Source organism: Auritidibacter ignavus, from assembly GCF_029853775.1.
Lineage (GTDB): Bacteria > Actinomycetota > Actinomycetes > Actinomycetales > Micrococcaceae > Auritidibacter > Auritidibacter ignavus.
This window is the reverse complement of record NZ_CP122564.1, coordinates 1,851,726-1,866,087: the sequence shown is the minus strand read 5'-3', so window position 1 is coordinate 1,866,087 and position 14,362 is coordinate 1,851,726. Positions and strand designations below refer to the sequence as shown.

General features: G+C 58.9%; 10 protein-coding genes and 1 pseudogene. 6 read left to right on the top strand and 5 right to left on the bottom strand.

Features of this window, described 5'->3' with window-relative positions; all coding sequences use genetic code 11:
* Window positions 1-5 precede the first annotated feature (5 nt).
* Window positions 6-1,568 (bottom strand): glycosyltransferase family 87 protein, encoded by a 1,563-nt coding sequence (locus tag QDX22_RS08585; RefSeq protein WP_279672662.1) that lies wholly within the window; start codon window positions 1,566-1,568, stop codon window positions 6-8.
* 85 nt (window positions 1,569-1,653) lie between these two features.
* Between QDX22_RS08585 and QDX22_RS08580 the strand changes: the two genes are divergently transcribed.
* A complete protein-coding gene (locus tag QDX22_RS08580; RefSeq protein WP_208392265.1) occupies window positions 1,654-2,763 on the top strand; it encodes an inositol-3-phosphate synthase in 1,110 nt (369 codons plus the stop codon).
* Window positions 2,764-2,796: 33 nt separating this feature from the next.
* Here QDX22_RS08580 and QDX22_RS08575 read toward each other — a convergent pair whose 3' ends face one another.
* From QDX22_RS08575 to QDX22_RS08565, 3 genes are read right to left on the bottom strand one after another with little or no spacing between them, the layout of a single operon-like run.
* Window positions 2,797-4,530, bottom strand: coding sequence for a formate--tetrahydrofolate ligase (locus tag QDX22_RS08575; protein WP_279672661.1), 1,734 nt, complete (start codon window positions 4,528-4,530; stop codon window positions 2,797-2,799).
* 9 nt (window positions 4,531-4,539) lie between these two features.
* On the bottom strand, window positions 4,540-5,040 hold the full coding sequence (locus tag QDX22_RS08570) for a DedA family protein (RefSeq protein ID WP_233242752.1): 501 nt from the start codon (window positions 5,038-5,040) through the stop codon (window positions 4,540-4,542).
* Window positions 5,033-6,580 carry a CCA tRNA nucleotidyltransferase gene (locus QDX22_RS08565; RefSeq protein ID WP_279672660.1) on the bottom strand — a complete coding sequence of 516 codons (1,548 nt, stop codon included), beginning with the start codon at window positions 6,578-6,580 and terminating at the stop codon, window positions 5,033-5,035. The genes QDX22_RS08570 and QDX22_RS08565 overlap by 8 nt, the downstream gene beginning before the upstream one ends.
* A 51-nt stretch (window positions 6,581-6,631) precedes the next feature.
* Between QDX22_RS08565 and QDX22_RS08560 the strand changes: the two are divergent.
* The 5 genes and pseudogenes from QDX22_RS08560 to trxA all read left to right on the top strand — a co-directional run.
* Window positions 6,632-7,210, top strand: a pseudogene (locus QDX22_RS08560) (NUDIX domain-containing protein); the annotation flags it as partial.
* A 374-nt stretch (window positions 7,211-7,584) separates the two neighbouring features.
* Window positions 7,585-9,297, top strand: coding sequence for a murein biosynthesis integral membrane protein MurJ (gene murJ, locus QDX22_RS08555; protein ID WP_279672659.1), 1,713 nt, complete (start codon window positions 7,585-7,587; stop codon window positions 9,295-9,297).
* Window positions 9,298-9,425: 128 nt separating this feature from the next.
* Window positions 9,426-11,135: a hypothetical protein gene (locus QDX22_RS08550; protein ID WP_279717748.1), complete on the top strand. Its 1,710-nt coding sequence runs from the start codon at window positions 9,426-9,428 to the stop codon at window positions 11,133-11,135.
* A gap of 119 nt (window positions 11,136-11,254) precedes the next feature.
* Window positions 11,255-12,208: a thioredoxin-disulfide reductase gene (gene trxB / locus QDX22_RS08545; protein ID WP_279696588.1), complete on the top strand. Its 954-nt coding sequence runs from the start codon at window positions 11,255-11,257 to the stop codon at window positions 12,206-12,208.
* Window positions 12,209-12,237: 29 nt separating this feature from the next.
* Window positions 12,238-12,561 (top strand): thioredoxin, encoded by a 324-nt coding sequence (gene trxA / locus QDX22_RS08540; RefSeq protein ID WP_122548967.1) that lies wholly within the window; start codon window positions 12,238-12,240, stop codon window positions 12,559-12,561.
* 603 nt (window positions 12,562-13,164) lie between these two features.
* Here the strand turns inward: trxA and QDX22_RS08535 are convergent.
* Window positions 13,165-14,331 carry a ParB/RepB/Spo0J family partition protein gene (locus QDX22_RS08535; protein WP_279717747.1) on the bottom strand — a complete coding sequence of 389 codons (1,167 nt, stop codon included), beginning with the start codon at window positions 14,329-14,331 and terminating at the stop codon, window positions 13,165-13,167.
* Window positions 14,332-14,362: the final 31 nt, after the last annotated feature.

The following is a 14,362-nucleotide window of genomic DNA, read 5'->3' as shown; positions in this document are numbered from 1 at the left end:
CCACCCTACTGTTTGTGCTCAAGGGTGATGGGTGTCCAGATCCCCTGGTGCTCGGCCGCGCCAACTTCAACGGGTTCGGGCTCGCTGTGATCGGCATGTTTGCCGACGGGTTGGGCTACAGGGATGAGGAATGGCAGACGGTCGCGTGCGCCGTCATAGTCTCCACCCAGCGGGTCATCCCAGGCCAGATTCTTCGAAGCCTCACCGCGCAGGCTGGAGTCGAAGACGGGCAGGCTGGTGCGCACCGGGTCGGTTTCAGGCCGGTAGATCTGATAGACCACCCGGGCCATCAGATAGAAGGTGGCCAACATGTGTGCGGCCACGGCCAGACCGTAGAGCCGTTCATCGAAGAGGTGCTGGGTGTTGTGTTCGGAGGTAAAATGCGACAGATGGGCCCAGACCGCCCAAAAGTGCAACACTTCCACGAATTGCCAGATCAAAAAGTCACGCCAATTGGGCAAGGCCAGGGCCACCAGCGGGATCAGCCACACCACGAACTGTGGTGAGTAGACCTTATTGAACAGCACGAAGCTGGCCACGATGAGAAACACCAGTTGCGCCATGCGGGGACGAACCGGTGCGGTGGTGCCGATGACGAAAATGAAAGCACAGCAGATCGCGACAGCACCCACGGACAAGTAGGACAGGGATTCGGCGGTGACCGGGTGGCTGTCGTTGAATACGTTCCACATACTCCAGACCGAGGACCAGCCGGGCCCACGGTCGGCGGAGAAGGTGTAGAACAACGACCACGCCTCATAGTTGGTCAGCATCAGTGGCACGTTGAGGACTAGCCAGGAGGTGGCCGCTCCGGCCGCGCTGAGCACCAATGGGCGGAAGACCAGAGTACGGACCGCCAGCACGAGGATGGCCCCGAAGACGAGTAACGGGAAGATTTTCGCCGAGATGCCGATGCCGAACAGGACGCCGGCCCAAAAGTACTTCTTGCCACCAAACAGCCACAGACCCAGGATCAGGGGGACCACCGCCCACATGTCCCAGTTAATAGAGGACGCCAGAATCATGCCCGGGGCGACGGCCACCATCGCGGCATCCCAGAAGCGCCGCACCGAGGACTTGGCGACGACCACCACGGTGATGACCCACAGGGCGAAGACCAGCACGAAGTTGATGTCGAAGTACAGTAACGAGGGCCGGTCGGGGTTAAAGAAGTGGGTCAGTGCTGCCGTCAGGGAGGCCACGACCGAGATCAGCACCGGGTATTCGAACGTGGAGGCCTCCATGAAGGGTGCGAAGGGGTTCTCGTCGAAACCGCGACCACCGTATAACGCGGTCCAGTCGGAGTAGCATCCGGCGAAGTTCACGAAGGGTTGGGACCAGCCTTCAAGACGGCACGGTGATTTTTGTAGCACCGCCAACAACGCCGCCAGGGTGGTCATCAGGATCAGCACCCGCATGGGGGTGAAAAACCCGCCACCGGTCCGACCAGGTGCGCTACGTCGTCCGATCGGGCCAATTTTCTCGGAGGTCAGCCGGGCGAGAAGCGGGTCAGTTCGAGAAGGAGCAACAGGCGTGCGTGGCTGTTGCTGTTGTGCGCGGGTGGCCATGAGGCACAGTTTACGTGGTGTGAGCGATCAGGGTGTAAAAACCTGCCGGTTTCTCTTCGGTCACCTCCGGGCTGTCGTAGAGTAGATGAGGTTTAAAAACAAAAGGAGTATCTCGTTGTCTGCAATTCGAGTTGCGATCGCAGGGTTGGGGAACTGTGCTTCCTCCCTGATTCAGGGTGTGCACTATTACCGGGACGCCGCTGATTCTGATGTGGTACCCGGATTGATGCACGTACGTTTCGGCGATTATCATGTCAGCGACCTGGAGTTCGTGGCGGCCTTTGATGTCGATCAGGCCAAGGTGGGGCTGGACATTGCTGAGGCCATCACCGCCTCGGAGAATAACACCATTACCCTGGCCGAAGTCCCTGTTACCGGTGTACAGGTCCAGCGTGGCCCGACCCTGGATGGTCTCGGGAGGTACTACCGCGAAACCATCACCGAATCTGTCGCTGATCCAGTCGATGTGGCCCAGGTCTTGCGCGATCGTGAGGTCGACGTGCTGGTCTCCTATCTTCCGGTGGGCTCTGAAGAGGCCGATAAGTTCTACGCGCAAGCCGCCGTGGACGCCAAGGTGGCCTTTGTGAATGCACTACCGGTCTTCATTGCCGGGACCGAAGAGTGGTCGCAGAAGTTCACCGAGGCCGGGGTGCCGATTGTCGGCGACGATATTAAATCCCAGATCGGGGCCACCATCACCCACCGCACCATGGCAGCACTGTTCGAAGCCCGCGGGGTAACCGTGGATCGGACCTACCAGCTGAATGTCGGTGGCAATATGGACTTCAAAAACATGTTGGAACGCGAGCGGTTGGAGTCCAAGAAGATTTCCAAGACCCAGGCGGTGACCTCTAATCTGGACACCGAACTGGAAGACCGCAACGTCCATATTGGCCCGTCTGACTACGTGCAGTGGCTCGATGACCGCAAGTGGGCTTTCGTCCGGCTGGAGGGGCGCAACTTCGGTGATGCTCCGGTGTCGTTAGAGTACAAACTCGAAGTCTGGGACTCCCCAAACTCCGCCGGTGTGATCATTGATGCGGTCCGGGCTGCCAAGATCGCTTTGGATCGTGGCATCGGTGGACCGATCCTGTCGGCCTCCTCCTATTTCATGAAGTCCCCACCGGTCCAGCACCGCGATGAGCACGCCCGCGAACTGGTGGAGGCCTTTATTCGTGGCGAGATTGAGCGCTAGGTGTCTGTTTTCGGGTTCTAGCAGTCTCGAGTCCTAGAAGATATTCAGAATCTCACCGGTGGAGTCTGCAACGTCCATCGCCTCGGCAGCGGGATGTTTCGGTAGCCCGGGCATGGTCATAATCCGTCCGGTGTAGACCACCACGAATCCCGCACCGGCTCGTAGCCGCACGCGCTGGATGGTGAGCTGAAACCCGGTCGGTGCCCCGAGTTTTGTCCGGTCATCAGAGAAGGAGAACGGGGTTTTGGCCACGCACACGGGCAGATACTCCGCCGGGGTACCCGCCAGCTCGTCCAACTGTTTCAGTGCTGCCGGGGAATATTTCACCCCGTCAGCCCCGTAGATCGTGCGGGCAATCACCGAGATTTTCTCCTGGAGGGGCAAGCCCGCCAGCGCCTGCGGACTGAGGGGATCCGGGGCGTGCTGCTCGGCCTGCTCGCGTCGGTGTTGTTGGTGGGAAGTCTCCTGCAGCTGGTCTCGGATCACCCGAGCCAAGGCTTCGGCCCCGTCGGCACCCTGTCCCCACGCTGCACAGATCTCGGCGGTTACCCCTCGGGCTTGGCAGTGGTCGATCAGCCAGGTTATCTCCTCCTGGGTGTCGTCCGGGAAGGTGTTGATCGCCACCACCACGGGACGGTCATAGTGCGCTAGGTGGTCGAGGTGCCGGTCAAGGTTCTCCACCCCGTCCCGCAGTGCCTCCGGATTGACCTGGTTGGCTTCATCCACGCTGACCCCACCGTTATATTTCAGCGCCCGGAGCGTGGCGACCACCACAATGGCATCGGGGCTGAACCCTCCGGCCGGGCCGGTGATATGCATGAATTTTTCGGCGCCGAGATCGGCCCCGAAGCCGGCCTCGGTAATCACCACATCGGCTAGCGCCCGGGCGGTATTGGTGGCAATCACCGAATTGGCGCCATGGGCAATATTGGCGAACGGTCCGCCGTGCACCAACGCAGGGGTGCCGGACAACGTTTGGACCAAATTAGGGTCCAGTGCATCATTGAGCAATACTGCCATTGCCCCTTGGGCACCCTCGGGCCCCAACTCACCGACGGTTACCGGCTTCTGGTCATAGGTGTAGCCGATGATCATCTGCGACAGTCGTTGCTTCAAATCCTTCCGGTCGGTGGCCAAACAGAAGATCGCCATGGTTTCGGTCGCCACCGTAATCTCGAAACCATCTTCTCGGGGCACCCCTTGGGTGCGTCCCCCCAGTCCAATCACGGTGTGACGTAGCGCCCGGTCGTTGAGATCCACGCACCGTTTAATGGTGATGGTGCGCGGGTCAATGCCTAGCTGATTGCCCTGGTGGATGTGGTTATCCACCAGGGCACACAACAAGTTGTGCGCTGCCGAGATGGCGTGTAGGTCACCGGTGAAGTGCAAGTTGATCTTATCCATCGGCACCACCTGGGCGTACCCGCCGCCGGTGCCACCACCCTTGAGTCCAAAAACCGGACCCAATGACGGCTCACGCAAGGCCAGGGCCGTGTTGACCCCGATGCGGTTCAACCCGTCAGCCAGCCCGATCGCGACGGTGGTCTTCCCTTCTCCAGCCGGGGTCGGGGAGCAAGCGGTGACCAATACCACTTTGCCAGGACTGCGCTGAGCATCCGCGTTGTCGGTGAGCCCGAGACCGGTGAGATCAATTTTGGCCATGGTGTGGCCGTAGGGGATGAGGTGTTCGGCTGAGACCCCCAGCCGCTCGGCGATCGCGTGAATCGGTTGCAGAGTGGCTGTGGCAGAGATCTCAGCGTCGTTCATACCTCCAGCCTAAACGTTGTTGTGCCGACCTCGGAGTTTCACGACGAACCAGATGACGAGCGCGATCACGATCAAGGCCACCACTACGCCGGTGGCCACCGGCCACCGGGTAAAAAAGTAGCTCAGCGCCCGGAAGGAGACCACCCCGACCGTGGCGTAAATTGCCGCCCAGGCCGCCCCGCCCACTGCGAGCGCGGGGACGTAACGGAACCACCGCATCCGGGTCACCCCGGCGGCGAAATTTACCAGCGTTTGGAATCCGATGGTGAGAAAGCTCAACGCCACCACTGGGGCGCCCCACCGGTCAATCGCTCGCTCGGCGCGCTGATACCCGTCGGTCTGTAATACCCGCGCCAGCCGAGTGTGCGTCCGACCCACCCCGGTGCGAATGCCACGACCTAGTAAATAGGTGCCGCCGGCGCGGGCCCAGATCACCACATAGAGCCCCAACCAAATCACGAACCACGGTGCGGTCCACGACATCGGATTGTACCAGACTCCATCACTCATCCCTCGGCTCCGCTTTCGTGTGGGATTCGGGTTGTTGCTCCCACCAGCGCAATAACTCGGCTTCGGCTTCCTCGGCGGTGTGCTGGCCCTGGTCCAACCGCCAGTCCAGCAGATGCTGGTAGGCACGTCCGACCAACGGTCCCGGGGAAATCCCCAGGATCTGCATGATCTGTTGGCCGTTGAGATCGGGGCGGATCTTCGCCAATTCTTCTTCGGCCGCCAACTGCTCAATGCGTTGTTCGAGGTCATCATAGGCGTGAGCTAACCGGTTGGCCTTACGTTTATTCTGGGTGGTGACATCCGAGCGGGTCAGCGCGTGCAAATGGTGCAACATATCCCCGGCATCGGTCACGTAGCGGCGCACCGCCGAATCACCCCAGCCAGCATCTCCGTACCCGTAAAAACGCATGTGCAACTCGACCAGAGTGGACACCGCCCGGATGGTTTCTTTATCAAAGCGCAAAGCCTTCATCCGGGACCTGACCATCTTTGCTCCGACCACATCGTGGTGGCGGAAGGTCACCGCCCCGTTTTTCTCAAACCGACGGGTGGCGGGTTTGCCGATATCGTGCATCACCGCTGCGAAACGGAGCACGAAATTCGGTGCCGACACATACTCCGGTTCCCACTCCATGGCTTGCTCCAGCACCTTCAGCGAGTGCTGGTAGACGTCCTTATGATGGTGGGCGGCATCCATGGTCAGTCGCAGGGCCGGCAGTTCGGGGAGGACGTGCTCAGCCAGTCCGGTCTGGACCAACAGTTCCAAACCGGCCCGCGGATCGGCCCCGATCATCAGCTTGACCAGCTCATCACGGACCCGTTCGGCAGAGATGATGTTAATGCGTTCGGCCATCTCGATCATCGCGGTGCGTACGTCATCGGCTACCGACAAGCGCAATTGCGACATGAACCGGGCGGCCCGCATCATCCGCAACGGGTCATCGGAGAATGAAGCTTCGGCTCTGCCCGGAGTTCGTAGTCTCCCGGCGAACAGATCCCGAATGCCACCGAAGGGATCAACCAGCTCGAGGTCGGGGAGTTTCAGGGCCATCGCGTTAACGGTGAAATCCCGACGCAACAAGTCGTCAGTGAGGTCGTGGCCGAAGACCACCTGCGGTTTGCGCGATTCGGGGTCGTATTTTTCGGCCCGGTAGGTGGTGATCTCCACCTGCCAGCCGGCCTTACGGGCCCCGATGGTTCCGAACGCGGCCCCAATATCCCAGATCGCATCCGGCCAGGTGCCCAACACCTCAGTAATCTGCTCCGGAGTGGCGTCGGTGGTGAAATCCAGATCCACAGCCGCCACCCCGAGGAAGATATCGCGCACCGGTCCGCCGACCAGAGCCAGCTCGAAACCGGCCTGCTGAAATATGTTACCCAGTTCTACCACGAGCCCCGGCACCGTGGCTCCGTGAGGAAAACCAGCGGGTAACGGTCGTGCAGCGTTGAGTGCGTGGGCGTCGTCGGGGTGTTGAATCACAGTATCGTCTCGGCGTGGTCTCTGGGTGGTTGGTTGGTGTCGCTGGCGAATCGTGGGCATGCAGTCGTAGCTTCAGTTCGGTGATGAGGTAATCGGGATAGAGTGGACAACATGTCTCGTTTTCGGTCACCACGACGCCCCTGGAATAGCTGGGGCTCCGGTACGCCCGAAAACGCTGAACCCACACGCCCGGCACGAATCGATCGTTTCGATCCTACACGGCGTACCCCCCGTCCGCGCGAGGATGCCCAATTGCCCACAGTGGAAGAGATTTCGGCCGGGGGCATGGTCGTGCGGGAACGTCTCGGCCGGCTCCAGGTAGCCATCATTGCCCGCTATAACCGCGGAGGCCGGCTGGAATGGGTCCTGCCCAAGGGCCATCCGGAGGGTGAAGAAGATCACCACGCCGCCGCCGAACGAGAAGTCGCCGAAGAAACCGGGATCTCGGGAACAGTGCTGACTGCGCTGGGCTCCATTGACTACTGGTTTACCGTTCCCGGACACCGCGTGCACAAAACCGTGCACCATTTCTTATTGCGTGCCACCGGCGGGAATTTGACTATTGAGAACGATCCCGACCACGAAGCCATCGACGTTGCCTGGGTCGACCTGGAACGGCTCTCTGCTCGCCTCAGCTTCGTCAATGAACGCCGAATTGTCGAAGTCGCCCAAGAGGCGCTACCCGAGTACTTTACCCACGTACCGGTGACATTCCGGTCCCGACGCGTCATCCCGCTTCGTCGCCGGCTACCATCCGGGCTCATTCCGGAGAATCTGCGCCCCACACCAGCGACTCGGGACCGGAACAACGAGTCTACCGACACGTCACAGAATGTCGGCACCCCCGGACAGCAGCACCACTCCGCCGGGCCCGAAACGGTAGGCTCCTGCCAGCAGACCGAGGAGCGGACCCCTGCCGATCACCCAGGTCAGCCCAGTCAGGATGCCGCGACTCAACCCACCACACCACCAACCCCGTTCGAGTTGATGTTGCGGGTACAACGCTTCCGCCATCCGTCTGGGCCATCGAAATCATCCCAGCACCCACCCCAGGAAGATCAGCGGTGAGCGAGCGTCCTGTCCCTGAAGACCAATCGAAATCCTCTGCCGGAGCTACCAAAGCCTCAGCGCTCATGGCCTCCGGCACTTTAGTGTCTCGAATTTTAGGCTTCGTTCGTACGTCATTGCTCGCCGTGGCCATTGGGTCCACCGCCTTAGTCGCTGACGTCTTCGAATCCGCCAACACCATCCCCAACGTGATCTACATGTTGCTGGCCGGTGGTGTCTTTAACGTAGTGCTGGTACCTCAGCTGATTAAGGCTGCCAAAGCACCCGACCGGGGCGCCGACTACACCTCCCGCATCCTGACCCTCGCCTTGTTGATCATCGGCGCCTTCACGATCGCGATCACGCTGTGTGCCTATCCGATCATGAATGCGCTCACCCTGGGCTGGTCGGAACCCAAGCTCGCCTTAGCCACCGCTTTCGCGTTCTGGACGTTGCCCCAGATCTTCTTCTACGGGATGTATGCCATCATCGGGCAGATCCTTAACGCTCACGGACGCTTCGGCGCCTATATGTGGGCGCCGGTGGCCAATAACGCGGTGGCCATCCTGGTGATTGTGGCCTACATCGTCACCTTCGGCCATTACACCGGGATGTCGGATGAGGACCAATTACTCGCCTGGTCCCCTACCCACACGGCAGTCTTAGCTGGAGGCCACACCCTCGGCATTGCTATCCAGGCACTCGTGCTGTTGTGGCCGCTGAAACGTTTGGGACTGGGGCTGAAACTGAAGTTTGGCTGGCGCGGGATGGGATTGCGCACCACCGGTCGGCTGGCCGGATTCACCATCATCACCATGCTGGTCGGCAACGTCACCAACCTACTCATCAACCGCCTGGTCACCGGAGCCACTGAGGCGCGGTCCACTGTCGCCGAAACCCCCGAAGCCGCTGCCGCGGTCCCCGGCCTCTACGCCCTGAACGTCTCGCAACTGATTACCGTGCTCCCACACTCGGTGTTCGTGCTGTCGATCGCCACGGTGCTGTTCAACCGGTTGACCCGCTCCCTGCAGGACCGCGATACCGTCGCAGCCCGGTGGACCACCGGCGCCGGGCTGAGTAGCTTCGCGGTACCGATGATGTTTGCCATGATGGTAGTGCTCGTCTTGGCTGCCCCGATCGGGCGACTGTTCTCCGGATCTTCTGACACCGCTCCCATCTCCGCGGCAGCAATCGGCCAAATCCTGGTGCTACTGGCCATTGGCATGCCCTTCCGCTCGGCACACTTCTATCTGTTGCGCGTGTTCTACGCCTCCGAGAACGCCACGGTGCCCATGATCGTGCAGTGCACCGCTTCGGTGCTCACGCTGATCTCGGCCTATCTGCTTGCCCCGATCATCCCGAACGCCTCCCTGGCACACCTGATTGCGCTACTGTTCACGGTGGTGCACATCATTCAGTTCCTCATGGTGCACTTTTTGACGCTGAAGCGGTTCGGGAACTACCACACGAGCAAGGTCTTCACCGCCTACCTGCGCACCGGGTATGCGGCCGTGGCCTCCGGGCTGGTTGGCGCGTTGGTGCTGTTGCTCTTGGGTGGCTATCACAGTGGGTTCCCCTACGCCTCGATTCTCACCGCACTGATCACCTGCGCGGTGGTCGGAATCGTGATGCTCGCGGTGTATCTGCTGGCTTGTCGGGCCTTGAACGTCAAAGAACTCGACGACTATCTCGGCCCCTTGATCAAACGTTTCACACGCTCGACCGAGTAAAACTCTGGGGTAATCCCGTGTGATTGACGCACAGCGTCGCCAGGGTGCGACTACCATAGAAGATTAGGTCGAATAAATGGTCTCTGCCGACCACGACCAACTCTTAACCCGACCCTGGAGGAAAGATCGTGGCACAACTCGACGAAGGTAACGTGCTGGGCGGACGGTACCTGATTACCGGACAGGTTTTGGCCACCGCTGAGCAAGATGTGATCCTTACCGGACTCGATCAAGTACTCAATCGTGAAGTAATGATTCTGGTGGCCTCCCCCGATCACGCCTCCCAGGTCGCAACCTCAGCCCGGCAACTGGCTACCGGAGAACGTTCCTCCGACGTTCAGGTCCTGGACCTGGGCTTGTCGGACGACCGCACCTACCTGATTTCCGCCGGGGAGACTGACCCACAGTCCTTACTCTCCCTGGTAACCGGCCACGAGGTCTACGTCGAGCCCTTTTACACTGAGAACCTGGGATCCGAAATCTTCGGTGAATCTCGGTCCTACGAGCCCCAGACCTACGACGACGATGACGAGTACTACTCCAGCCTAGATTCCGATGTGGCCGCTAGCCGGGAGCAACAGCCACATCGGTCGAAATTCCTCAACCGGATCTCCGATCGCCTCAACGACTCGTTGAACCGCACCGACGATCCCTCTAAGCTCGTCCGTCCTGGAGACACTCCCCACCCCAACACGACGTCCCGCCCAGCCCGCGATGCCGGTGCGGGTGCCGCTGCTGCCGGCGTGGGTGCCGGCCCGACACGTCACGAGGACCACGATGACCACTCGGGCCAAGCGGATCAGGACACTGATCACGGTCCGCGTCACGCAGACGATGAATCGACCGTACCGACCGAACCCGTGAGCCATTCGGACTCCGAGTCGGTACAAACCGGTCCGATTCCGGTGATCGACGACTCTGACGACACCCCGGAGAAGACAGGTCAGGAACCGGCCGGTCAGGCTCCGGCTGCTGAAGCAGCCGCTGCCAGTGTCGAGGCATCAGAGGTTCCCACAGCTAAGGACCCAGCACCGCAGAATGTTCAACAACGCGTCGCCCAAGCTATGGGCAATTCCGCCACAGTCGGTGGTTCCGCCTCCGCACCCCAGCCGGCGACATCCGGTGGCGGATACGGCGACAGCTATGCGATGGAATACGCCGAAGAACGCCAGGGCGGCGGGACCGGTCGATGGATTGGCGCTGTCCTGTTGCTCTTGGTCCTCGTCGTCGCCGTCGTGCTGATGTTTACCTTCCTGGGACGTGGCGGTTCGGAACCCGTGGCCGAGCCGACGTCTTCGGCCCAGCCCAACGAGCAGGGCGAGCAAGAGCCACAAGATGGCGAGTCCGCGGATGACGACGCCTCACCGGTGGCCCCAGCGCCGTCTATTGCCGGCATCTCCCGCGTGGTCCCCGATTCACCGAATCTTAGCTCCCAAACCGACGACCAGCTTCCGTTAGCAGTCGATGGTGATGCGGCGACCTCGTGGCGTTCATTGTCTTTTGCTCAATCGCAGTTTGGTGGTTTCGCCCGAAATCTTGCTCTCGTCGTTGAACTGGAGGAAGACTCCGAGATCACCGAGGTCAACATCGACCAGAACGGTGGATCCGGCGGAAGCTTCCAGGTACTCGTCTCAAATACTGAGAACCCGGCTGATGGAACTGCCGTAGCAGAAGGCTCCTTTACCGGGCCGAGCTACACCGCCTCGGTGTCGAGCGAGGATGGTGAGCCGGTTACCGGGCAGTATGTCATTATTAACTTCACTGATTTGCCACAGGCTGCCGATGCGTCCCCCGATCTGCCCTATGGGCTGAATATCGCTGAAATTACCGTGAATTAGGGTGATGGAATATCCGTCACTGCCTTACCGTTAAGGCTGGATGAGTAAACAGACTGTGCACGCACATCACTCCGTTGGTTTCCACCAAACCCGGTAGCTGATGTCGGAAAGTAGAGGTCATCACCGTGACGGAAGTTGATGCCAACGATGTCCGCAATGTGATCATCGTCGGTTCGGGTCCCGCTGGGTACACCGCAGCAATATATACTGCCAGGGCCAATCTCAACCCTGTGGTTTTCACTGGATCAGTCACCGCCGGTGGCGAGCTGATGAACACCACCGATGTTGAAAACTACCCTGGTTTCCCCGATGGGATTTTGGGCCCAGAACTGATGGCCAATTTTGAGGCCCAGGCCCGCCGCTTCGGCGCTGATATTCAGTATGAGGATGTGGTAGATGTCGATCTGGCATCCCATCCTAAGGTCGTGACACTCGGTAATGGGGACAGCTACCGTGCGCGTACCGTAATTATTGCCACGGGATCCGCTTATCGTCACCTTGGGATTGACGGCGAACAACGCCTGAGCGGTTTTGGTGTCTCCTGGTGTGCGACCTGCGACGGTTTTTTCTTCCGCGATCAACAAGTCGCTGTGGTGGGCGGCGGTGACTCCGCCATGGAGGAAGCACTCTTCCTCACTAAATTTGCCTCAAACGTCTACGTGATTCATCGTCGTGATGAACTCCGAGCATCCCACATCATGGCACAGCGCGCTCTTGAAAATGACAAGATCGAGTTCATCTGGGACTCCGTGGTCACACATCTCTCCGGAGAAGATAAACTTCACACTGCCGGCATTGAAAACCTGAAGACTGGCCAGCGCTCAACCCTGGATATCTCCGGCCTCTTTGTCGCTATCGGTCAGGACCCTCGCACCGAACTCGTCAAAGATGTTTTGGACCTCAACGATGATGGCACGATCAAGGTTGCGCATCCGTCTTCCCAGACCAACATTGACGGCGTGTTTGCCGCCGGAGACGTCATCGACCCTACCTATCGCCAAGCCGTCACGGCCGCCGGTACCGGCTGTGTAGCAGCACAAGATGTTGAACACTACCTTATAAATCTAGGCTAATACTTAGTTATCAACCTTTAGGAGTTGAAATGGCAACTATCGACGTTACCGATGCAGACTTTCAGGAGAAAGTCCTCGAGAACGATAAACCTGTACTCGTCGACTTCTGGGCAGAATGGTGTGGTCCGTGCCGGATGCTGACTCCCGTTCTGGAGAAGATGGCAGAAGAGCACGCGGATAAAATTACCGTTGCAAAGCTCAATGTTGACGATAATCCCCAGGTTGCCTCGCAGTACGGCATTACCAGCATCCCTGCGGTGATGGCTTTTAAGAATGGTGAGAAGGTCGCGACCTCGATCGGTGCGAAACCACAGCCAGCACTCGAGTCTGAATTTGCGGACCTTCTGAAATAAGAAAATACCGCGTTTTACCCGGGACGGTGGTTTCACGTGAAACCACCGTCCTCTTTTTTTACGATCTGTGCCACCTATCGATTCGCAGCTGTGGAAGTCCAATCATGCTTGCTAAATCACCTGGAGTACGAACTAACTCATACGCCTAGTCCGATGCCCAATCATCCTCTTTTCGTAGGATTGGAGACACAATCATTGACCACGAGGTTGCATGTCCTCATACCCGCAACTGTCCCGTCGATCATGCCACCTTTCTTACTGCCTGCGCATAAGCTGTAGCTCATTGATGTCGCACGGCTCGCTTTACCCTTAGCCGGGTTTTGCTGAATGTGAAATTGGTTGTCAAACCAGGAGTACCCACGAGCATGACTGTCTGCTCGGGACGCAATGTTTCACGTGGAACTTATGTATCCGGGCTAGTCGGTATCACGCTCTCAGCCCTCGTTGATGGTATCAACAGCGACAGCACCGTGGCGTCTGTGCACATGTGATCTCGGAGAAAGGCGTCGCATTCAGAATTCATGTACCACATCGGAAGCCGTGTTTCACGTGAAACAAAACGAGGCCCGACCGTACGGGTCAGGCCTCGCAAAAACTCTTCGGCTATTGCCGTTGTGAAGGCTGGATCAGCGCCATGATCCTGTTCAGGTCTTCTACCGAGGCGAAATCGATGGAGATCCGGCCCTTCTTAGCACCTAACCGAATGTCTACTGTCGTATCCAATTCGTCAGAGAACATAGCAGCGAGATCATCGAATGTCTGTGTTCCACGTGAAACGCTTCGACGAGCATGAGGCTTACGAGAACGATAGAGACTCACGAGCTCCTCGGTGGCCCGAACAGACAACCCCTCAGAAACCACGCGGTCAGCAATTGTTTCCATCACAGCTGGATCTTCAACACCCAATAGAGCGCGCGCATGACCCGAAGACAGGACCCGGGCCGCCACCTTAGACTGTACTGACGCCGGTAACTGCATCAGCCTAAGACTGTTGGAAATTGCTGGACGCGACTTTCCGATATTCTTCGACAGTTGCTCTTGAGACCACCCAAAGTCTTTCAACAGTTGCTCATAGGCTGCAGCCTCTTCCAGTGGATTTAGGTCGCTACGATGAATGTTCTCTACGAGCGCTTCCACGAGCATACGGTCATCACTTGCATCCCTGATAACCGCAGGAATAGACGACAATCCCGCAAAGCGGGAAGCACGGAAGCGACGTTCGCCCATGATTAACTCATACGTGCTCTCACCAATTTCACGCACAACAATTGGTTGTAGCACGCCCACTTCACGAATCGATGCGACCAGCTCTTGAAGCTCATCTTCGTCAAACTCCTGGCGTGGCTGCTGTCTATTCGGTGTGATTTGCTCTAGGTCAAGCAAAACTAGGCGACTATCTGATACAGGAACGCTCTGTTCGCCGTCCAGCCAACCCGTTCTCTGACTCCCTGAAGTCTCCCGGTGTGCCGCTAGAGGATTTGGCATCGATGGACGACGATATCGATCTCTGCGTTGATCCTGACCCTGCTCTCTAGATGTTTCAAAGAAGAGGTCTGAGGGACGAGACCGGGTACCGGCTGCTACCCCAGAGCTCCCCGCTTGAGCATTGGTACCACCAGCAGGAGCGCCTTGGCTAGCCTCCTCGGACAGTTTCTCTGCCGGTTGAGACACATTCTCCGTGCTGTCTTCAGCATTAACTGGTCCCACCTCGGGTTGGATAAGAGCGCCCAGACCCCGACCAAGACCGCGTTTATTCTTCTTTGTACTCACGATAACCTCCCCTTATATGGTAACCGTTCCA

What these genes read in the sequence shown, in the direction of transcription:
- QDX22_RS08585 (WP_279672662.1), bottom strand. Translation starts at nt 1,568, where the DNA reads ATGGCCACCCGCGCACAACAGCAACAGCCACGCACGCCTGTTGCTCCT.
- QDX22_RS08580 (WP_208392265.1), top strand. Translation starts at nt 1,654, where the DNA reads ATGAGGTTTAAAAACAAAAGGAGTATCTCGTTGTCTGCAATTCGAGTT.
- QDX22_RS08575 (WP_279672661.1), bottom strand. Translation starts at nt 4,530, where the DNA reads ATGAACGACGCTGAGATCTCTGCCACAGCCACTCTGCAACCGATTCAC.
- QDX22_RS08570 (WP_233242752.1), bottom strand. Translation starts at nt 5,040, where the DNA reads ATGAGTGATGGAGTCTGGTACAATCCGATGTCGTGGACCGCACCGTGG.
- QDX22_RS08565 (WP_279672660.1), bottom strand. Translation starts at nt 6,580, where the DNA reads ATGCCCACGATTCGCCAGCGACACCAACCAACCACCCAGAGACCACGC.
- trxA (WP_122548967.1), top strand. Translation starts at nt 12,238, where the DNA reads ATGGCAACTATCGACGTTACCGATGCAGACTTTCAGGAGAAAGTCCTC.